Source organism: Wolbachia endosymbiont (group A) of Limnophora tigrina (genome assembly GCF_964263225.1).
GTDB lineage: Bacteria > Pseudomonadota > Alphaproteobacteria > Rickettsiales > Anaplasmataceae > Wolbachia.
Genome location: NZ_OZ181654.1, coordinates 333,199 through 353,015 on the forward strand (window position 1 = coordinate 333,199; position 19,817 = coordinate 353,015).

The following is a 19,817-nucleotide window of genomic DNA, read 5'->3' on the forward strand; positions in this document are numbered from 1 at the left end:
TTCTTGAATTGTCATATTATGTATAATATGGCTTATTTAATCTGTTATGAATATTCATCCAAGTTACGAATTCTGGGAGAGCGACTTAGAAGTTCCTGTTAACCTTTTATTAGATCGTTTTCAGGATTCTAATATACGTCAGTCTTGGTTAGATTCCCTTTCTGGTAAACAACTGAGCATTATTTTTCAGCATTGCTTTAAAAATCATTTAAATGGACAACTTTTTCAAGATGGAGACTACGATGACAGATCCACTCAACAAAAACGCAAGATACTTACTAGTTACTCTGGCTCTCTTTTTAACTATTATCTCATTAGCTACTTTGATCGTACAAAACTTGAGGCTACAGTCAGTGAAGTAGCAAGATTTGCCCTGACTCAAGAGTTAATGAGGTCGTATCTGATAAAAAATAATACCAAGTATGATAAAAGATCCTTATTGTTTTTACTATTTCACATAAATTGTGAACTTCTAAAATCTGTCCATCACTTTGATAAAGTGCAAAAGAAAGGTTTCGTATCATTTGCTCTACAGAAACCACCAAGACAAATAAATACTTCATTTAAGGCATTTGTGTCACAAGAAACTGTAGAGCAGATACTTAGGGATGATAACCAATTGCAGGGTTTTTTTCATCACCAAGATAGAATATATATGTTTGTACGCCGAGGAAGTGACATGGATTTACTGCTTAATTCAAACAAAGTTGTTCATGGTCATAAACCTGAGTGGATGATTTTAGATTTTTCGCTTGATGGTACAAAGGTTAATCTCTGTGCTAAAAATACTAATAAAGCTGTGGAAATAGCAAATAGCATTGTAAGTTGCTATTTCGACTGCGAATGTACTTTTGTAAATATACAAGATAAGAACTTTCCACTACAAGTGCACAAATTTCTTCAAGCATGTATAGAGGGTTCTGATCCTAATATTTGTATATTTGAGTTAAATTTTAAGTCAGATTATTTTAAAAATAGTAATACATATCTTACTTTGAGTGTAAAGCCATATGATCCTATTGCACCAGAGTTACATATTTTAAAGCCAGCTATTGGCAACATACTACAATCTATTCAATCAGCTAAAGTAATGTTTCAAAGCAAAAAGGTAACATTTTCTTTCAAAGCAAGTGGGGAAATTTATTATTCAGAGCATCCGCTCAATAAAAAAGAAAGAGAGGAGCTAAAGAAACATATGGAACAATCTTATGGTCTTAAAATCCTTTCACGAGCAAATTGCTGATCTTTTAAGTTCAAATAGTTCTTGGGTCAATCCAAGTCAAAATCACATTAAAGCAGCAAGATACTTATTTGATCTTGGATGGATACAAATGCAAGAAAGGTATTATATTGTTTGCTCTTGTGAAGAAGATTATCTTGATTGGCCAAATGTAATTGATCCAAGTTGTAGCAATGAGATTTTCATTGATCCAGACTTTGATGAAGCATGTGATGACGCTATTTGTGAAAACTGCTCTCGTCATATTTTGCCTAATACTTATCAAAAACAGAGATTTCATCTCTTATCCATATATTTAAATACAGAGAGAATCGTAGACTGGTTTGAAACAAAGTTGAATGATTCAAGACTTATGTGGGAAAAAGTGGAAAAAGGAGTTTATTATATTTGTAATCAAGGTCGTATTGTAAATCTAATAATCCTTGATTTTTGTACTGATGCGATATTTTTAACTATAGATAAACTTAGAGTCCATCCGACGGTTCTCATCACTCTAAAAAAAGATATACCAAATCTATTGCTGAATCTATATGTAGTGCCAATGGTGAAACTGTTTTGTCAGCTTAAGACTGTAACTGAGATATTCCAAGAGGCAGATAAAAGAGGAGTACCAGAGGTGGTAGAAAATACTTCTTTGCAAGTTTTACCAGCTTCATATATTTCGCTTAAACGTGTTGAACCAATTATACCAACAAAACTTTTGGAGTTACAAGTAGTTAAAGGTATGGTATATGTTAATAGTATTGAAGTTATAAATAAAAAAGCTGCATCATGCCTTAATATTTTTCGAATATTGTTCAAGCAATTTTTACATGACTGTGAGAAAGAGTTACCACCTGAAAAACATACACTTCTCAATATTAATCAGTTAGAAAAACTCTTGGGACTTAGTTTAGAAGCAGATTTAGAACATCAAATCAGAAAACCATTAAATAAGATGCAAAGAACAATCAAATCTGCACTTGCTGAGAAATTAGGATTAAATATTGAACGTGATGATGTAATACAAACCCTTGGTTGGCAAAGATCATCATATGGTTATCGTATTAACCCTTTTACTTTGACTATAAAAAAATAGAATTTCCTGATTTTAAAAATTTTCAGCTCCATGAGTAAATTTTCCAACTCCACGTGCAAATGGTCCTGTTTTTACATCAAGCCATTTATCTTCTTTTGAACCATTAGCCATTCCTTTAACTATTTGCTTTGCTTGTAAAAGCTCTTGCACTATACGCTCTAGTCTATCCCTTCCCATACTATGAAAAACTTCAGGCAATCTATGTCGTTGTTTATGTATTCCTGCACTTCCTGTATGAGTAAATGGATGTCCTGAAATAGCAGCTCGCGCAATTGAATCAATAAGATATATTTTAAGATCTTTATCGCTAATATTTTGAGCTTTTAATTGTTCAGTAATGTCTTCCAATAGCCCTGTTTCTTCATTTCTTAGGTAAGTGCGTATGGTACGATCAGCCAGGCCATTTGCTTTAACAACAGCTCCATAAAATAGTGCATTTTGTCTTGGGATTTTTCCAATTGACCTAAAAATCATTGGTTTAGTCATATCTTCAACAGGCCAAAAAGCAAAAGAACACCTGACTCCATTTACGAGAGCAGAAGTACCTCGAATAGCATCTCGTGCTTGCTCTACTGTTGATATAGGCTTTTCTCCCTTCAGCTTTCTCATATGATGTGCAGTAATTATTGAAGCTCCAGTGCTACATGCTAAATCAGATAATAAACACATGAGATAATCCCCTACTGCTGGGTCAGCATTTAAATCTGCATGAATGAAAGAAGCAAGGGGATCAAATATAATGAGCTTTAAATCCTTTATTTTGCTCAGCTGCTTCATTACCGACTCAAATTCTGGAGATATTTCTACAACTTTACCGCGAACATTCTTAAGTATGGCAAAAGATCCTCCTATATTTGGCAGTGGTACAATAAATAGCCTATCTTTATATTTTAATCTTTCACATTTGGGATCAAGTCGTTCTAAGCGACGATGTATTTCATTTGTATCATCTTCTGCAGAAAATACCACCACAGATCCATGTTCAGTAACAAGTGGACCAAATCCGCATACCTGATCTATGCTACCCGCAACCTTGAGGGCTAGGTCAAGAAGTAGCATACCTTTACCAGTATCACCCATTGCAGCCAAAATGGAGGTTACACCCAAAGGAAATAATCCTTCAACCAAGAATCTTTGCTTTGGTACTGGACCTACAAAACGCTCTACACTCCAGCTGAAAATATCAAGTGGTGGTTTAATAATTATTTTTCTTGAGTTTTTTTCAATAAATTCCGAAACATTTATTCCCTCTAACAGACAATCAGCAGCATCCCAACTCCTTGGTTTATTCGGTGGAATCTTAAGCGTAGCAAGTGATGCAACACCAAGTTCTAAAAGCTTCTTTTCAGCGTTTTTGGCATATTTATTACCTGCTTCATCGTTGTCTGGCCAAATGATAATATGTTTACCTTTTAGCGGAGTCCAATCTGTTCTATCAATAGGCGCATTTGCTCCAAACATCGCAGTTGTAGCTGTAATTCCTTTCTCTATAAGTGCTTCTGCGCATTTTTCTCCTTCTACAAGAACAACTTTATCGGACCTTAAAATACCCAGAATGTTGTAGAGTGGCCTTATCTCTGGCTCTTTGAATCTTTGTTTTTTAACATCAAATGGTTTAAATTGTTTTTTCTCTAAAGGAGGATCATAACGGTAGACTATTACAATCAATTGGTTATTTTCATCGTAGTAGTTCCAACTACAAGTCAGGTATTGTTCTAGATCTCTAATATTATTTTTTTCTTTGATGCCAAGCCATTCACTTATTGAGAGCATTACTTCAGGAAATTCTGTTTTTGCATTCTTCCCGTGTATTGTTGCCCAAAGGTCAATAATATCACCACCTTCTCCTGTTGCAAAATCTTTCCATAATCCGGCTCTTTCACCTGTTAACTCTATTACAGTGCTTTTGCCTTTGTTACCCTGTACATCACCTACATAAAACTTATCGCCACGAAATGTTCCTCTTGGTAGTAGGTGAAAAAGACAAGATCTGATGTTTTGCAGAAGCTGAGTTTTTAGCTCTACCACGTTTTTGCAGACAAATTAAGCCGTAGCTATAACTTTAGAGTTCTGCCAACGCCCATTTACTCTGCTAATGAATTTTGCTGGTATTGATTTACCGTTTCTTAGTTCATATACTACTTGCAAGACATTTGCACGTTTACTTGGTTGAAACATTACAATACCAGATGTATAAAAGCTTCTTAAAGCATTAGCACCAATTAAAGCTTGAAAAGGGCTTTTTGCGAGTGTAGCTGTCGATACTTTTCTGGTGTGACGTGTAATAATGATTCCAGCCATAGGATTAATTATAGAACGTAGTTTTTCTACTCTGCTTTGCAGGCCAGAAAACATATTTTTATAGTCAAGAGAATCCAAGACGATAAGGTCTATTGTTTTAAATTTTTCTCCTATGATCTCTTTTATTCTCTCTATACCTTCATCGTTTAAAGTTAATCTCATCTTTGTAGTAACAATCAAGTTTTCTTCTGCTAGATTTGGCAGCCTTTGATTGGTTATGATTTGTTGTATTCGTTCCCTGATGTAATTGTACTCCATCTCATTTTGCAGATAGATTATTTTTAGTGGCCTTGCTGATTTCATCTTAAGAAACGACACTCCTGCTGCAAGATGTGCAAGCAAAGAGAGAAGAAAATAACTTTTGCCAACCTTTGGCGTACCACCAATGACTAAAAGACCACCTGGAGTGAGAATTCGTGGAGCTATTATGTCTTCTGGTATTGGTGATTGATCATTTAAGTACTGCTTTACAGAAAATATTTTTTCTTCTCTTTTCCCCCCTTTTTTTTCTCCACTCTTTGATTTTTTATTGAGCCACTTTCTAGCAGAATATATATCACCCTTAATTAAAATCCAAAGATCAATAATATCACCACCAGTTCCTTCAGTAAAATTACGCCAATCACCAGCTTCCTTACCTACTATTTTAACTGTAATTGTATTTCCATTTAAGTCTCCAATATAAGTTTTTTCTCGGTAAAACTCACCATTTGGAAGTAGGTAAGAAAGGCACTCCTTGATATTATCGATTAATAATGCTTTTATCTTTTCTTGCTTTTTAGACATAAAACTCCCATACATATTTTTTATACGTTTAAAGTTGAGATTAGCTAGCTCACAAACAGTTTCAAAAGATTTTGAATTCAGCCAATTAATTGCTTCTTCTCTTAGCTTTGGGTTTTTTCCTACTGAGTCCTGAATACCTCTAGTAACGACAGCAGACCAAAGCTTTTCCTCGTCGTACTTCAAAATGGTATTCTGTCAATTTCATAATTTTTACGGTATTCCGGAGTAACTATTGAAGCAATTTTGTTCTTTTCTCCATATTCATCAGTTATAACACCTACCTTTACTGTAAACTCTAAGCCATTTAATTCTGCAACTGAATTTAGCTTACGAGCAAGGATTGCACTTTCTGAATTGTCATGTGGATGAATGTCGCGTGCCGATTCCAAGATACTGCGAAGCATAGAGCGACCCATTTCTCCCCAAGTATCTTCTGCTTTATTACTTTTAATACCAATTATTTGGTAAATCTTGTGCTTTTCATATAAACCTTCAATAACGGTAAATTCTGTATTTAAATAAATGCTACCGGTAGTGGGGCTTTTAGTAAACCAATGCTCATAACCTCCAGGCTTGATTGTCATTTTTACCTTTACTATTGTACCTTTTGGTATCAATCTACTTTGCGGTTTTACAGTGTTAAAATCAGTTAATAGGTTTTGTAACATATATCACTCTCCATGTTTAAATTTTAAAACTTGCTTTTAATCTTTGTAAGCAGCTTGCCTAAATGCGGTTCTTCAACCATACTCAGGCGTCCACTACGGTCTTTAGCTGGGTATCCCCAAGGGTTTAAAGTGTGGCAAACAAAAGAGCGCTTCTCCGTTCCATCATCTTTCTTGATTCCAACCATACTGATTACTTCGTCAACTATCCCAGGAATTTCACTAGCAGTTTTAGTTCCTTCGCATTGAGGTAGCCAAACTGGACGATTGAAGTCATCGAGATATTGACCTAAAGTGCCAACTATAATGATGTCCTTATCTCTGATATGTTGAAATTGATTGAGCCAAGCCATCATTTCTTGAGCAAGTAATCCATAGGCAGCTCTCATATCCTGTTTTCCTGATCTCTCAGAAAAAGCTTCAGGTTGCATTTTTGCCCATAACAGACATAAACGTGAAGCAACGGTTATGCTATCTACAAAGATGCATCGGTATTTAGAAAACTCAGAGAAAAGATCTTTGTACTTACTAGATACATGTTCATAGTGTCTTTGGCTGTATGCTTGATCAGATTTTAATGCAGGATTAGAACCGCCTATAAGACAAGCAATATCTCTAGCTTCATTCCAAGTGCGAACACTTATTGAATCTCCTTGCCAGTCTTGAACGGCAAGAAGCCCTGCTTCAAAATCAAGGCAAAGTGTTGGTTCATCTATAGTCTTTAGGAGACTTGTTTTACCAATACCATAAGGACCAAAGATGACCATCTTTACACTTGATATTGTTTGCAATCTTTCATTATTATTCAAAATTTTAAGAATCATTATTTATCCATGCTACGATGTATATATACAAGAAAGGCAAAAATTTTGTTCAATTTTTCTTTTTACCTGCGTAGTAAATAGGAAAAAGTTTGGCACGTATCTTCTTGATAATATTGTTTAAAGTGGTTCTTGAAACGTTGTTCATTTTGGCAACTTCATGTAAGTTGAAAAACTTAAGTTGCTCACATATATTTTGCCATTCCTTTGGTAAAACCGAGATCATATAGTCTACATCAATGCGTTTTGTTATTTCACTCTCAAGTAGCTCTGTTACATCAGTGCTAATATAGTTATTGATGTCACGTTTTGCACATCGCTGTTTCTTTAACAGGTTAATAGCTTTATTTTCAGTTAATCTTGCTACAAAGGTGTTAAAGCTACTTTTATCTTCATCATACTGATCAAGGCATGGCCAAATTTCACAGAAGAGTTCTTGCTCAAGGTCTTCGTTATTCTCATCAATAAAGCACTTGGCAAGTTTTAGTCTATAGGCTTGGTATTTTACGTTTTTAACAATTATAGCTATATTTTTTAATTTCATGATTTTCCCTAAAACAAATTAATGCTTTAAGGATGGGAGTTATTAATGCCCTTATGTAGGACAGGAGCAAAAATAAATAATACTGATGCGATTTTTAATCTATTGATATTCTGTTATTTTTTTTTGAGAATAATACCGGTGCAATTTAAAATAATACAGTTCAGGTTTTTAGAACCTATTTTGAATGGATTTCAAAGAATGGGTAGCTCAGGCTTCCTAAAGTTATATTAAAAATATATAAGAATTTCATATTTTGAAATTCAATATCACCTAAAGAGCTAAAAATGTGGATTTCGCTATTAAAAGAATAGCTTAAATTTTTAAGAGGAAAATAGTTGAAAAGTATGCTCTCTATAACCTTAAGTTCCGTTCCTAATTACTGGATTCCTAAATCAGGAATTAGGAATCAGGAATCTAAAACTAGCCTGTATGGCGGGTTTTCACCATGCGTTCCTAAAACCGTTCCTAGGAACGGCATATCTGAAGTCCGCCAATATGGAGGATTCTAGCTTCCTGAAACCCTTATATATAATATATATATATAATACATATATAAAAATATACACATATATAAAAACATATAAAATATCAGATTAGAATAATAAAAGAACCTCTGAAAGTAGAAAAATCATGTTTAGGGTAAGTAAGGTTTTTAAATAAACATCTTCAAGAAAGAGTTAATTATAAAAAATTTTTCAAAAATTGAAGATTTTTTGGACGAAAATTTTTCAAATCTTGTATATATATGTACTCAGCAATTGAAAGATTTGGCAAACAAACTGCTGTAAAAGAGTTTTCATGTTAGTTGTTAAATTTCGAAAATTAAAGATTTTTTGGACGTAATTTTTTCAAATCTTGTATATATATGTACTCAGCAATTGAAAGGAAATGCTCACACTAGATCTTGGTAAACAAACTGGTTGGACTATTTTACATGATGGAATAGTACAAAGTGGAAGTAAGAGTTTTCATGTTAGCAGGTTTAGTGGTGGTGGAATGCAGTTTTTAAATTTTCGTAATTGGCTTAATGCACTTAAGTATAAATTTCCAGGTATTGAAGTTGTGTACTTTGAAGAAGTGAGAAGACACTTAGGAACTGATGCTGCACATATCTATGGAGGGTTTTTAGCACACCTTTCTGCTTGGTGTGAAGAACATCATGTGCCATACAAAGGTGTATCTGTGAAAACTATCAAACGCTTTATAACAGGCAAAGGCAATGCAAGTAAAGCTGATGTCATTGAGGCAGTACAGGAAAAGGGTTTTTGTCCAACAGATGATAATGAAGCAGATTCTTTAGCTTTAATGTTCTATGTTATGAATTTTAGTAAAGATTTTAGTGTATTAAAAATATCATAAAAAGTGGGTCCTTTCGGCCAGAATGGAGGGTTTGGTGGTCCCAACCCCAGGCCTTCTTTAGCGTCAGAGATATTTTAAATGTTGACTACTTGTGCAGTTATAGCTGATCAGTGCCAAAAAAGGAGAAAAATGGTGAGAATTACTCAAGCAGAATGGGCAAGAGAAAAAGGGTTTTCGAGGCAATATGTTTGTTCTTTAGCGAAGAAAGGAATTGTTGAACTGGAAGATGGACTCATTGACCGAGAGCAAGCAAATGAAGCTCTGAAAGCTGTTCGTGATCCAAGTCAACCACTGAGAAGAAAAGAGAATGGAGAAAAACTTTCAACGATATTGCTAAAAACGCGAATAAAAAATGAAACGGAGCGTGGTAAACTTTTGGAAGCTAAAGTGAAAGCTGAAGTAGGCAAATTTGTGTCAATTGAAGAGGTAAAAACTGAAGCATTTAATGTAGCAAGAGTTGTCCGTAATAATTTGCTTAATATTCCAAATAGAGTTTCAGCGCTGCTTGCATCACTGAGTGAGACTGAAAAGATTCATATGGCGCTAACTGAAGAGATTACAAACTCACTTGAAGAATTATCTAACGCTAAATTTAAAATATAAAAAGATTTTGAATACAAAATGGCTGATAACTTAAGTTTAGAGTTAATAAAGTGTTTAATCAATCAACCTGGATTAGATGTTAATGTCAGAGGGTTAAACGGAAAAACCCCACTACATTGCGCTATAGAATTTGATGAATTAAGCATGGTGGATTTGTTACTCACGAAGAAGAATATTAATCCTTTTGTGGAAGATAATGAAGGTAAAACATCTCTTGATTACGCCAAAGAAGGGAAAAAAGCAGAAATATTACAAGCGCTAATTAATAACAAGTACGGGTCAGAACAAGATAGCTTACTTCATTTAGCTGCAATGATAGGTGAAGTTAATGCAGTGAGATATTTGATAGGAAAAGGTATTGACGTTAATGTACGAAATGCTTTGCATCATACGCCATTACATCTAGCAGCAGGGATAGGACATGCAGAAGTTGTAAAGATTTTGATAAGAGAAGGAAAAGCTGAAATCGAGGTTTTTGATGCACGAAATCAGACACCAATGCACTATGCAGTTAACAACAAAAAATTGGAGATAGTAAAGTTATTACTGGAGCTAGGAGCAGATGTAAATAGCGCACGTGTAGGACAAAACTCGATGAAATTATCACCTGTGCATATAGCTGTAAGTAATACTAATTACGATGAAAGAGACTTATGTCTTGATATCCTCAAATGCTTAATAAAGGAGCCTAATGCTCAAGTCAATTTACAAGATTACGAAAATAAAACGCCACTACATTACGCTGAAAGACTTAAAACAATAGAGGTTTTACTAACGCGAGAAGATATAGACCCTCTGGTAAAAGACGATAGCGGCAAGACACCATTTGATTACGCTAAACCTGAGATAAAGAAGGCTTTGATAAGTAATAAATACGGTTCTGAAAAGAGTAGTCTACTACATTTAGCTGCACAAAGAGGAGAAATTGAGATTGTAGATACAATTTTAAAAGAAGAAATCGATATTGATATTGTAAATAATAAAGGTTTATCACCGATTTACCTTGCTGCGGAAAAAGGGCATTTACATGTAGTAAAGTTATTGCTGAAAAAAGGAGCAAATTATACACCTGTTCTGCACTTAGCAATCAAGTCAAATAATTTAGAGTTGCTAAAAACTTTATTTAAAGAAAAGAGCATCAAATTACCAGACGAGATAGGCAAGTCTGTACCAGTTTATTATAGGTGTATAGAACATAGAGATGCAAAAGTAAGAAAATACAACAATGTGATCTGTGTTTTTACCTCAGTAAGTGCAGTAGCAATGGCAGCATATATAGGTTTAACAGCAACAACAATAAGCAGTGCAATCATTTTTGCAACAATAACAGGGATATTTGCTCTTGTTATAGCAATAATGATAAGTGAGATGAGCAAAAGATATATAGAAAAGGAATTTCAGAAAAAGATGTTTATGGAGATGGAGGAGTGTAGTTCTATTGTTAATGATGTCGAGATAGAACCAGTTATGAGTAGATGCAGACAATGATATACGCTAGAGCTTTTTCTGAAGGTTTAAGACCAGATCCCCAGCTTAAAGTATCAGAGTGGGCGAATGAGTATCGAGTTTTAGCAGCAACTGCAGCATCAGAGCCAGGGAAATGGAGAACGGAAAGAACTCCTTATTTAAAAGAAATCATGGATTCACTTTCTCCGTCCTCACCAGCAGAAAAAGTAGTATTCATGAAAGGAGCGCAGATTGGGGGAACAGAAGCAGGTAACAATTGGATTGGCTATATTATCGATCAAACACCAGGTCCAATGTTAGTTGTGCAGCCAACAGTCGAAATGGGAAAGCGTTGGTCAAAGGGAAGATTTGCGCCACTGATTGAAAGTACGCCATGTTTAAAAAATAAAGTAAAAGACCCAAGGTCAAGAGATTCAGGGAATACTGTGCAAAGTAAGGAATTTCCAGGTGGAATAGTAGTAATAACTGGAGCAAACAGCAGTGTAGGACTGAGATCTATGCCGGTAAAATATCTTTTTCTTGATGAAGTAGATGCGTATCCAGGGGATTCAGGAGGAGAAGGAGATCCAGTTTTGCTCAGCATTGCTCGAACTAATACATTTACGCGGCGAAAAATATTCTTGGTTTCAACGCCAACGGTTCACGGAATAAGCAGAATAGAGAGAGAGTTTGAGAGTTCAGATAAACGATACTTTTTTGTACCTTGTCCACATTGTGATCACTATCAGGTGCTGAAATGGCCACAAATAAAGTGGAAAGATAAAAATCCAAATACAGCGCACTATGTGTGTATAGAGTGTAACGGCAAAATAGAAAATCATCAAAAAACAGAGATGCTAGCTAGAGGAGAGTGGAGGCCTACCAATCCAATAAAAGGTGAAAAAAAAGGGTTTCATTTATCGAGTTTGTATAGTCCAGTAGGCTGGTATAGTTGGCAACAAGCAGTAGAGGATTTTCTCCATGCAAAAGAAAGTGAACAATTACTGAAAGTTTGGATAAATACCACGCTAGGAGAAACTTGGGTAGATAAAGGAGAAGTACCAGACTGGAAGCAATTATTTAATAGGAGAGGATTTTTTCCCGTAGGCACAGTACCTAGGAGAGAAGTGGTACTTACTGCAGGAGTAGATGTACAAAAAGATCGGTTAGAAGTAGAAGTTGTAGCCTGGGGAAAAAGCCGTGAAAATTGGTCAATAGACTACCGAGTATTTGAAGGTGATACAGGAAGAGGAGAAGTATGGGGAAAGCTTTCAGAATTACTCAATCATCATTTTATTGGTGAAAATGGGCTTGAATATATGATAAGTATGATGGCGGTTGATGCAGGGTATGCAACACAGGAAGTATACAATTGGGTAAGGAGTCATCAAGGATCTGGGAAAGTAATGGCAGTCAAAGGTGTAAATAAAGCACTAGTACCACTTAGCAGCCCAAGTAGAGTAGATATAACAGTTGGAGGACAAAAGCTGAAAAGAGGAATAAAGCTATGGCCAGTTGGAGTATCGATATTAAAGTCAGAGCTTTTTCAATTACTTAATGTTTTAAAAGATGGTGAAGAAACACTGCCAGGATATTGTCATTTTCCTGAGTACGCACCTGAATATTTTAAGCAGCTAACCGCAGAGCAATTAGTCAGCAAGGTAGTGAAAGGATACACCAAACAAGAGTGGCAAAAGGTAAGAGAAAGAAATGAAGTACTAGATTGCCGAATTTACGCAAGAGCAGCATCGATAGCACTGGGAATAGACAGATGGCCAGAGAGTAAATGGAATAGTTTAAGTGTAAAAATAGAAAGTAAAAAACCTAAAAAAGTGAGACAGAGTAAGTGGTTGAAAAATGTATAACGAAGAGTATTTGTTTCAGGTTGAACAGGCAATTCAAAAGCTTCAGAGTGGCGAAAGAGTAGTATCAATTACATATGGTGACCATGTTGTGAAATATGCTGAAGTCCAGATAAATGACTTGCTGAATCTACGGCAACGTATTAAGGCTGAATTGAAAATTGCAGGTATAAAGCAAAAGAGAAAGATTGTTTTTTCAACGAGTAAGGGGATCATATAATGATAAAAGTCGTTGAAAGGAACCGTATGACAAAAATTATAGCAAAAGAATATACAGAATTTTTAGAGCAGCTGAAAGAACAGATTGCTACTAGTCGTTATAAAGCAGCACTAGTAGTAAATAGCAAGCTTATTGTGCTTTATCACCATATTGGTACAGAGATCTTAAAGCGCCAAAAAGAATATGGCTGGGGGGCCAAAGTGATTGACCAATTGAGTAAGGATTTGAGAAGTGCATTTCCAGAAATGAAAGGTTTTAGTCCTAGAAATTTAAAGTATATGCGTAAGTTTGCTGAGGAGTATTCTGATATTGAATTTGTGCAGGAGCCTCTTGCACAATTGACTTGGTACCACAATGTTACTCTTTTGGAAAAGATAGAGAGTCGCGAAACAAGGTTGTTTTATATAAAAGAAGCAATTGAACATGGCTGGTCAAGAAACATCATGGTAATGCAGATTGAACTTGGGTTACATAAGCGTCAGGGAAAGGCTATCACTAATTTTAAAGAGAAGCTACCTTCGCCTCAATCAGATTTAGCAAATTACACATTAAAAGATCCATATATTTTTGATTTTTTAAGTATAGGAAAGGATGCTCATGAAAGAGAAGCAGAAAAAGGTCTTGTAGGACACATGGAGAAGTTTTTGCTAGAACTTGGTGAAGGATTTGCATTTGTCGGTAGGCAATTTCACTTAGATGTTGGTGATGAAGACTTTTTTGTTGATTTATTGTTTTACCATCTGAAATTACGTTGTTTCATAGTAATTGAATTGAAAGATAATAAGTTTAAACCAGAGTACGCTGGTAAGATGAATTTCTACCTTTCAGCAGTAGATGACTTGCTAAAACATGAGACAGATCAGCCATCTATAGGATTGATTTTATGTAAATCTAAAAATGATGTACTAGCAAAATACACGCTAAAGGATATGACCAAACCAATAGGACTTGCAGAATATCGAGTTACTGAAAATCTACCAGAGAATATAAAAACAGCTTTGCCAACGATAGAGGAATTAGAAGCTGAGTTATCTAAAGTTTCAGATCAAGAAAAGTAATGCTATTAAAATCATTCAAACAATTATTCCGCAAACCAAAAATCAAGAGCTCAGCATGGGATGGGGCCGGATCTGGAAGAAGAGTGATGTATTGGCAGGGAGAATCAGGAAGTATAAATAATTTGCTGTCTCACAGCCTTGAGCACTTACGTAGTCGATCACGTGACATGGTAAGAAAAAATCCTTACGCTGCAAATATAATTGATACAATAGTAAGTAACTCTATTGGAACAGGAATAAAGCCGCAATCAAAAGCAAGAGATGCAAAATTTCGAAAAAAAGTGCAAGAGTTATGGCTGAGATGGACAGATGAAGCAGACAGTAGCGGAGTGAGTGATTTTTATGGATTACAAGCTTTGGTTTGTAGGAGCATGATAGAAGGAGGGGAATGTTTTGTAAGACTCCGAACAAGAAAACGAGAAGATGGACTTTGTGTGCCGTTGCAACTGCAAGTATTGGAATCAGAGCATTTAGATAACAAAAGCAATCAAACTCTAGCAAATGGTAATGTAATAAGAAACGGTATTGAGTTTAACAGGCTTGGGCAAAGAGAAGCGTATTACCTTTTTCGAGAACATCCAGGTGAAGGATCATTTGGCGAATCAGTGAGGGTGCCAGCGAACGATGTTTTACATATCTATAGACCACTAAGACCTGGGCAAATAAGAGGAATACCGTGGCTTTCTACAGTACTTTTAAAGCTCTACGAACTTGATCAATACGATGATGCAGAGCTGGTGAGAAAGAAAACAGCAGCGATGTTTGCAGGATTTATTACGAGACTTGATCCTGAAGCAAATATCATGGGTGAAGGTGAGAGTAATGAGCATGGAGTAGCACTATCAGGTTTAGAGCCAGGGACTATGCAATTACTTGATCCCGGAGAAGATATCAAGTTCTCGGAACCATCTGATGTTGGAGGAAGTTATGAAGCATTTATGAGGCAGCAGCTCAGAGCAATAGCAGTAGGCATGGGAATAACGTATGAGCAGCTAACAGGAGATTTAACAGGTGTCAATTATTCATCAATCCGAGCAGGGTTAATAGAGTTTCGGCGGAGGTGCGGAATGTTACAGCATAACATAATGGTATTTCAGTTTTGCCGGCCAGTATGGGATAGATGGATAGAGTTAGCCCTACTTTCCGGAGAACTAGATATAGGCGAAGAATGGACGAAAAAAGAGGTAAAATGGATAGCACAAGGATTTGATTGGGTGGACCCGCTGAAAGACCAGCAAGCGCAGCAAATGGCAGTAAGAAATGGATTTAAAAGTAGGTCAGAAGTAGTATCAGAGCTGGGTTACGATATAGAAGAAATCGACCAAGAAATTGCTGAAGATCAAAGACGTGCAAGTGAACTGGGCTTAAGTTTTGATACGAATGTAAATACTAATACTGAGATAATATAAATGACTTGGATTAATAAGCCAATGATGATAGAGCAAAGAAGCTTTGATTTATTGTCATTACATGCCGGCACGTTTAAAAACATAAAACATGCAGTAAAAAATAGTGAAAGGGGAATAAAAGTAATACCAATACATGGAATCTTGACGAAGAATTCAGAAGCTTTTGACGATATTTTAGGGATGACATCATATGAGAAGATACGTGAAGAGATAGAAGAAGCTTTAATAGATGAAGAAGTAGAAACAATAATTTTGAACATAGACAGCCCAGGAGGGGAAGTAAACGGTTTATTTGACCTTTCTGACTTTATTTACGAAGCAAGAACAAAAAAGAGGATTGTGGCGATAGCAAATGATGATGCGTATTCTGCAGCGTATGCAATTGCATCAAGTGCTGAAAAAGTATTTGTAAGCAGAACATCTGGGATAGGAAGTATAGGAGTAATAGCAAGTCATATCGATCAAAGCGCTTTTGATGAAAAACAGGGAATAAAATATACGACAGTATTTGCAGGAAGTCGAAAAAACGATTTAAATCCGCATGAGCCAATAACATCAGAAAGTATGGAAAGCTTAAAAGAAGAGGTAAATCGCCTGTATGAGATGTTTGTCCAGCTCATAGCACGAAACAGAAATTTGTCCACAGAGAAAATCAAATCAACGGAAGCAGGGCTATATTTTGGAGAAAAAGCAATAGAGATAGGACTTGCTGATGGAATCACAACGTTTTCTGAATTTATAGATAATTATAGGAGAAACAATATGAGTAAAGCTGAATTTAACTATAAGGGCCACACCATCGATGCTGATGAGTTAATGGAAGAATCAAAACGAATAGGTTATGAGAGGTGCCGCAAGGAAGTATTAGAGGTAATACGATTATGTAATTTATCAAAGATGCCAGAGAAAATAGGAGAATTTATTGAGCAGGATGTAAATGCAAAACAAGCCCAAGAAATATTAATGTCGATACTGACGGAGAGAACGAAGAAGACAGAGATAATGAGTACAATACCGCAAAATACACCAGAAGACTTGATGATGCAGGTAGCGAAAAGTCGGGGCATTTGATGCGCGGTATATAATCGCCGCGGTAAATAAGTGTTCAAAATGCGCCAGAATAGCCAATTATAGAGTAACATATCTTTTACCGCGACATATAGCAACCCGCGGCAAACAAACCGCCGACTAACAAAAGCGGCGGTAAGCAATCAAGGAGAAAAATTTATGAGTTGTATAACTGAGCAAAATAATCTAGGTGACTTATTAAAGTATGAGGCATCAAGTCTATATTCAAGAGACCAAATAACAGTAGCAAAAGGTCAAAATATTAAGCTTGGTGCAGTAGTTGCGAAGAAGACAGACGATGGTTTTATTAGGGTACTTAATCCAGCAGCTACGGATGGAACGCAAACAGCGATAGGTGTAATAACAAGTGATGTAAATGCAACGGAAACCACCAAAGCAGTAATCATTACACGTATAGCAATGTTAGCTGATCATGCAGTTATATGGCCAGCAAATATCACTGAAGAGCAGAAAGCTGCAGCAATAAAGCAACTTGAAGCACGAGGTATTATCATCCGCAAGGGAGTTTAACGAGTTACTAAAAACATCATTAATAGGAAAAAAGGGAGAAAAAATGCAAAATCCATTTACAAATACAGCATTTAGCATGACGGCACTAACAAATGCGATAAATATATTGCCGATAAATTATGGACGAGTTGAGAATTTAAATTTGTTTCCAAGTAGGTCAGTAAGATTTAGACATATTACCATAGAAGAACACAACGGAGTTTTAAGTCTATTGCCAACACAAGTACCAGGAGCACCAGCAACAGTGGGAAAAAGAGGAAAAAGAAAGGTAAGAACATTTACGATTCCGCACATTCCGCATGATGATGTAGTGCTGCCAGAAGAAGTACAAGGAATAAGGGCATTTGGATCAGAGAGTGAACTTAAAGCGCTAGCAGATGTAATAACTGATCATTTGCAGCTAATGAGAAACAAACATGCGATAACGTTAGAACATTTGCGGATGGGAGCGCTGAAGGGAATAATTTTGGATGCTGATGGCAGTGAATTATTAAATCTGTACAACGAATTTGAAATCATACCAAAAGTAGTAAATTTTGCCCTTGGAACAGCAACAACAGATGTAAAACGTAAGTGTCTGGAAGTATTGCGGCATATAGAAGACAACCTAAGTGGTGAATATATGACAGGAATTCATGCCTTGGTAAGCCCTGAGTTTTTTGATGCATTAACTTCGCATAGTAAAGTGAAAGAAGCATATGAAAGATGGCAAGAAGGAGCAGCGCTTCGGAATGATATGAGGTCAGGATTTACATTCTGTGGAATAACGTTTGAGGAGTATAGAGGACAAGCAACCGACCCTGAAGGAACCGTAAGAAGATTTATAGAAAGAGATACAGGACACTGTTTTCCACTTGGTACAGCAAGCACATTTACTACTTACTTTGCGCCAGCAGACTTTAATGAGACGGTGAATACGCTTGGTCAGCCATTATATGCAAAACAAGAGCCAAGAAGATTTGATAGAGGGACCGATTTACATACGCAGTCAAATCCATTGCCAATGTGCCACAGACCAGGAACATTAATCAAAGTTGTTGCAGCATAGGTAGAGTAACTACAAGGTACAGAATGACTCTACCAGCATATACCTTATTAGCATACTTATGAAAGCTTGAAGAATGCGAGAAAATATTAAGCGATTATTTGAAGATTGTTTTGCCCATTTAGGAAAAGTAGCTTTATATGAGTCAAAGGATAAGTCATACATGGTACAAGTACTAAAGCAACAGCCAGATAAACTTTATGAAGTTGGTGAAGGACAATTTGTGGGGGAGATGCTTTTTCTTGAGGTAAGCGTTTTTGATGTACTGAGGCCAATGGTGGGAGATATTTTTGTTATTGATGGTCGTAAATATAAAGTATATTCTCCACCGCTGCGAGATAATTCAGGAATAGTATGGAATATAAAATGTACAGTACTTGGAGAGAAAGATGTTTAGTATTGAAATTAGTGATAATATCGATAAGGTTATTCAAAATATTGATACCAATAAAGCTAAAGTAGAACTGGCAGCAGTAAGAGCGCTGAACAAAACGGCATTATGGTTAAAATCTCATGCTGTCCGAGAAATTAGTCAAGAAAAGCAAATTAGCCTAAAAATAATTAGAAAGAGATTAAGAATTATCAAGGCAAGGAAAAGCGCCTTGAAAGTTTTAATTAGAGCATATCTGTATGATGTTAATATAAAACAAACGAAAATAAGAGCAGCAATTGATGGTACATTTATGGCAACGATGCCAAGAGGCTATCGTGGTATTTTTAAACGTATAGGAAGAACAGCACTGCCAATACAGGAAGTTAAACTACCACTTGAACCTGAGGCTTCAAGGATAATAGAGAATCTTGTTAATTATGAAGTTGAGAAAGTCTTTGCAAAGTTTTTTGAATGTGAATTGAGCTACAGAGTATGAATTGGAAGGATTTGCATGACAAAATTTGCACTAAGTTAAAGGAAGAAATACCACTGATACAAATATGTGAGATTTATCCAGCAATAAGGAAAGAATTAGTAGCACCGGCGGTATTTGTGGAACTTAGCGGATTTGAAAAAGGACATGATCCAGGAACAGAAGAATTAGCGCTGAGGGCAAGGTTTGAGGCACGAATTGTGATTGATAGTACAATAGAAAATGCAGCTATTATTGTCAGAACATTAGCTGCTGAGGTTGCAAGAGTAGTAAATAAAAATACTTGGAACGTGAAAAATGTTTCACCAGGAGAATTTATATCAGGAGGAGGAGATGATTTTAGGCCAGAGCTCGATGCATATTTAGTGTGGATGGTAGACTGGGTGCACGAATTGCATGTAGGGCAATCAATTTGGGAAGTGAGTAAAATAAAACCTCATTTAATCGATGTGAATGTTGGAAAGTAATTTTGCAATTTCAGAATTGCGGAGGAAATTGGCCAACATTGTCCGTATAGGCATTGTCAAAAAAATAGATTATGAAAAAGCTAAAGTAAAAGTTAAAATAGGAGAATTTTTAACAGATTTTCTTCCATGGATAACAAATAGAGCTGAAAGTTGGTCACCACCAAATATTGATGAACAGGTAATAGTATTATCACCATTGGGAGAATTGTCTTTGGGGGTGGTGTTACCGGCAATATATCAGGAAAAATGCCCTCCTCCAGAGAATAAAAAGGAAGTAAATAGTGTAAAATTTCAAGATGGGACAAGGTTTACATATGATAAAGGGAAGCATCATTTAGAGATTGAAGTAGTAGACAAGATAACACTGAAGGTTGGGGAATCAAGCGTAGAGATGACAAAGAGCGAAATAAAACTAAAAGCAAAAAGAATAAATCTAAATTAGGGAAAG

21 protein-coding genes are annotated in these 19,817 nt (G+C 35.9%); 16 read left to right on the forward strand and 5 right to left on the reverse strand.

Features of this window, described 5'->3' with window-relative positions; all coding sequences use genetic code 11:
- The first annotated feature begins 46 nt into the window (after nucleotides 1–46).
- Together ACE38P_RS01620 and ACE38P_RS01625 are read left to right on the forward strand one after the other, a co-directional pair.
- Nucleotides 47–1,243 (forward strand): hypothetical protein, encoded by a 1,197-nt coding sequence (locus ACE38P_RS01620; RefSeq protein WP_374699388.1) that lies wholly within the window; start codon nucleotides 47–49, stop codon nucleotides 1,241–1,243.
- Nucleotides 1,209–2,318, forward strand: a complete 1,110-nt coding sequence (locus ACE38P_RS01625) for a hypothetical protein (RefSeq protein ID WP_374699389.1) — start codon at nucleotides 1,209–1,211, stop codon at nucleotides 2,316–2,318. Before ACE38P_RS01620 ends, ACE38P_RS01625 begins: the two co-directional genes overlap by 35 nt.
- Nucleotides 2,319–2,330: 12 nt before the next feature.
- On the opposite strand, the gene ACE38P_RS01630 is transcribed toward ACE38P_RS01625, so the two are convergent.
- From ACE38P_RS01630 to ACE38P_RS01650, 5 genes are read right to left on the reverse strand one after another with little or no spacing between them, the layout of a single operon-like run.
- The gene (locus ACE38P_RS01630; protein WP_374699390.1) at nucleotides 2,331–4,346 is read right to left on the reverse strand and encodes an AAA family ATPase; all 2,016 of its coding nucleotides are present in this window, start codon (nucleotides 4,344–4,346) and stop codon (nucleotides 2,331–2,333) included.
- A gap of 15 nt (nucleotides 4,347–4,361) precedes the next feature.
- A complete protein-coding gene (locus ACE38P_RS01635; protein ID WP_374699391.1) occupies nucleotides 4,362–5,588 on the reverse strand; it encodes an AAA family ATPase in 1,227 nt (408 codons plus the stop codon).
- The gene (locus tag ACE38P_RS01640) at nucleotides 5,585–6,073 is read right to left on the reverse strand and encodes a hypothetical protein (RefSeq protein WP_374699392.1); all 489 of its coding nucleotides are present in this window, start codon (nucleotides 6,071–6,073) and stop codon (nucleotides 5,585–5,587) included. Before ACE38P_RS01640 ends, ACE38P_RS01635 begins: the two co-directional genes overlap by 4 nt.
- Nucleotides 6,074–6,096: 23 nt before the next feature.
- Nucleotides 6,097–6,894 carry an ATP-binding protein gene (locus ACE38P_RS01645; RefSeq protein ID WP_374699283.1) on the reverse strand — a complete coding sequence of 266 codons (798 nt, stop codon included), beginning with the start codon at nucleotides 6,892–6,894 and terminating at the stop codon, nucleotides 6,097–6,099.
- A gap of 49 nt (nucleotides 6,895–6,943) precedes the next feature.
- Nucleotides 6,944–7,435, reverse strand: coding sequence for an RNA polymerase sigma factor (locus ACE38P_RS01650; RefSeq protein ID WP_374699282.1), 492 nt, complete (start codon nucleotides 7,433–7,435; stop codon nucleotides 6,944–6,946).
- Between the two features lie 888 nt (nucleotides 7,436–8,323).
- Here ACE38P_RS01650 and ACE38P_RS01655 point away from each other — a divergent pair.
- The 14 genes from ACE38P_RS01655 (at nucleotide 8,324) to ACE38P_RS01720 (ending at nucleotide 19,811) form a co-directional block, all read left to right on the forward strand.
- Nucleotides 8,324–8,794 (forward strand): Holliday junction resolvase, encoded by a 471-nt coding sequence (locus ACE38P_RS01655; RefSeq protein ID WP_264376793.1) that lies wholly within the window; start codon nucleotides 8,324–8,326, stop codon nucleotides 8,792–8,794.
- A gap of 129 nt (nucleotides 8,795–8,923) precedes the next feature.
- Nucleotides 8,924–9,397 (forward strand): hypothetical protein, encoded by a 474-nt coding sequence (locus tag ACE38P_RS01660; protein ID WP_374699815.1) that lies wholly within the window; start codon nucleotides 8,924–8,926, stop codon nucleotides 9,395–9,397.
- Nucleotides 9,398–9,415: 18 nt separating this feature from the next.
- Nucleotides 9,416–10,885: an ankyrin repeat domain-containing protein gene (locus tag ACE38P_RS01665; protein ID WP_374699281.1), complete on the forward strand. Its 1,470-nt coding sequence runs from the start codon at nucleotides 9,416–9,418 to the stop codon at nucleotides 10,883–10,885.
- Complete coding sequence (locus ACE38P_RS01670; RefSeq protein WP_374699393.1) at nucleotides 10,882–12,708, forward strand: phage terminase large subunit family protein; 1,827 nt, start codon at nucleotides 10,882–10,884, stop codon at nucleotides 12,706–12,708. The genes ACE38P_RS01665 and ACE38P_RS01670 overlap by 4 nt, the downstream gene beginning before the upstream one ends.
- A complete protein-coding gene (gene gpW / locus ACE38P_RS01675; protein ID WP_374699394.1) occupies nucleotides 12,701–12,925 on the forward strand; it encodes a gpW family head-tail joining protein in 225 nt (74 codons plus the stop codon). Before ACE38P_RS01670 ends, gpW begins: the two co-directional genes overlap by 8 nt.
- A 26-nt stretch (nucleotides 12,926–12,951) precedes the next feature.
- A complete protein-coding gene (locus ACE38P_RS01680; protein WP_374699395.1) occupies nucleotides 12,952–13,983 on the forward strand; it encodes a YhcG family protein in 1,032 nt (343 codons plus the stop codon).
- Nucleotides 13,983–15,392, forward strand: coding sequence for a phage portal protein (locus ACE38P_RS01685; protein WP_374699396.1), 1,410 nt, complete (start codon nucleotides 13,983–13,985; stop codon nucleotides 15,390–15,392). The genes ACE38P_RS01680 and ACE38P_RS01685 overlap by 1 nt, the downstream gene beginning before the upstream one ends.
- Nucleotides 15,393–16,463 carry a S49 family peptidase gene (locus tag ACE38P_RS01690; RefSeq protein WP_374699397.1) on the forward strand — a complete coding sequence of 357 codons (1,071 nt, stop codon included), beginning with the start codon at nucleotides 15,393–15,395 and terminating at the stop codon, nucleotides 16,461–16,463.
- 156 nt (nucleotides 16,464–16,619) lie between these two features.
- A complete protein-coding gene (locus ACE38P_RS01695; protein WP_374699398.1) occupies nucleotides 16,620–16,991 on the forward strand; it encodes a head decoration protein in 372 nt (123 codons plus the stop codon).
- 43 nt (nucleotides 16,992–17,034) lie between these two features.
- Complete coding sequence (locus tag ACE38P_RS01700; protein WP_374699399.1) at nucleotides 17,035–18,039, forward strand: major capsid protein; 1,005 nt, start codon at nucleotides 17,035–17,037, stop codon at nucleotides 18,037–18,039.
- 73 nt (nucleotides 18,040–18,112) lie between these two features.
- Nucleotides 18,113–18,433 carry a hypothetical protein gene (locus tag ACE38P_RS01705; RefSeq protein ID WP_374699400.1) on the forward strand — a complete coding sequence of 107 codons (321 nt, stop codon included), beginning with the start codon at nucleotides 18,113–18,115 and terminating at the stop codon, nucleotides 18,431–18,433.
- Nucleotides 18,426–18,905 (forward strand): phage tail protein, encoded by a 480-nt coding sequence (locus tag ACE38P_RS01710; RefSeq protein ID WP_374699401.1) that lies wholly within the window; start codon nucleotides 18,426–18,428, stop codon nucleotides 18,903–18,905. Before ACE38P_RS01705 ends, ACE38P_RS01710 begins: the two co-directional genes overlap by 8 nt.
- Nucleotides 18,902–19,369, forward strand: a complete 468-nt coding sequence (locus ACE38P_RS01715; protein ID WP_374699402.1) for a hypothetical protein — start codon at nucleotides 18,902–18,904, stop codon at nucleotides 19,367–19,369. The genes ACE38P_RS01710 and ACE38P_RS01715 overlap by 4 nt, the downstream gene beginning before the upstream one ends.
- On the forward strand, nucleotides 19,356–19,811 hold the full coding sequence (locus ACE38P_RS01720) for a phage baseplate assembly protein V (protein ID WP_374699403.1): 456 nt from the start codon (nucleotides 19,356–19,358) through the stop codon (nucleotides 19,809–19,811). The genes ACE38P_RS01715 and ACE38P_RS01720 overlap by 14 nt, the downstream gene beginning before the upstream one ends.
- Nucleotides 19,812–19,817 lie beyond the last annotated feature (6 nt).

Excerpts from the sequence above, each read along its gene's own strand:
- ACE38P_RS01620 (WP_374699388.1), top strand. The coding sequence starts at position 47 with ATGAATATTCATCCAAGTTACGAATTCTGGGAGAGCGACTTAGAAGTT.
- ACE38P_RS01625 (WP_374699389.1), top strand. The coding sequence starts at position 1,209 with ATGGTCTTAAAATCCTTTCACGAGCAAATTGCTGATCTTTTAAGTTCA.
- ACE38P_RS01640 (WP_374699392.1), bottom strand. The coding sequence starts at position 6,073 with ATGTTACAAAACCTATTAACTGATTTTAACACTGTAAAACCGCAAAGT.
- ACE38P_RS01645 (WP_374699283.1), bottom strand. The coding sequence starts at position 6,894 with ATGATTCTTAAAATTTTGAATAATAATGAAAGATTGCAAACAATATCA.
- ACE38P_RS01650 (WP_374699282.1), bottom strand. The coding sequence starts at position 7,435 with ATGAAATTAAAAAATATAGCTATAATTGTTAAAAACGTAAAATACCAA.
- ACE38P_RS01655 (WP_264376793.1), top strand. The coding sequence starts at position 8,324 with ATGCTCACACTAGATCTTGGTAAACAAACTGGTTGGACTATTTTACAT.
- ACE38P_RS01660 (WP_374699815.1), top strand. The coding sequence starts at position 8,924 with ATGGTGAGAATTACTCAAGCAGAATGGGCAAGAGAAAAAGGGTTTTCG.
- ACE38P_RS01665 (WP_374699281.1), top strand. The coding sequence starts at position 9,416 with ATGGCTGATAACTTAAGTTTAGAGTTAATAAAGTGTTTAATCAATCAA.
- ACE38P_RS01670 (WP_374699393.1), top strand. The coding sequence starts at position 10,882 with ATGATATACGCTAGAGCTTTTTCTGAAGGTTTAAGACCAGATCCCCAG.
- gpW (WP_374699394.1), top strand. The coding sequence starts at position 12,701 with ATGTATAACGAAGAGTATTTGTTTCAGGTTGAACAGGCAATTCAAAAG.
- ACE38P_RS01680 (WP_374699395.1), top strand. The coding sequence starts at position 12,952 with ATGACAAAAATTATAGCAAAAGAATATACAGAATTTTTAGAGCAGCTG.
- ACE38P_RS01685 (WP_374699396.1), top strand. The coding sequence starts at position 13,983 with ATGCTATTAAAATCATTCAAACAATTATTCCGCAAACCAAAAATCAAG.
- ACE38P_RS01690 (WP_374699397.1), top strand. The coding sequence starts at position 15,393 with ATGACTTGGATTAATAAGCCAATGATGATAGAGCAAAGAAGCTTTGAT.
- ACE38P_RS01695 (WP_374699398.1), top strand. The coding sequence starts at position 16,620 with ATGAGTTGTATAACTGAGCAAAATAATCTAGGTGACTTATTAAAGTAT.
- ACE38P_RS01700 (WP_374699399.1), top strand. The coding sequence starts at position 17,035 with ATGCAAAATCCATTTACAAATACAGCATTTAGCATGACGGCACTAACA.
- ACE38P_RS01705 (WP_374699400.1), top strand. The coding sequence starts at position 18,113 with ATGCGAGAAAATATTAAGCGATTATTTGAAGATTGTTTTGCCCATTTA.
- ACE38P_RS01710 (WP_374699401.1), top strand. The coding sequence starts at position 18,426 with ATGTTTAGTATTGAAATTAGTGATAATATCGATAAGGTTATTCAAAAT.
- ACE38P_RS01715 (WP_374699402.1), top strand. The coding sequence starts at position 18,902 with ATGAATTGGAAGGATTTGCATGACAAAATTTGCACTAAGTTAAAGGAA.
- ACE38P_RS01720 (WP_374699403.1), top strand. The coding sequence starts at position 19,356 with ATGTTGGAAAGTAATTTTGCAATTTCAGAATTGCGGAGGAAATTGGCC.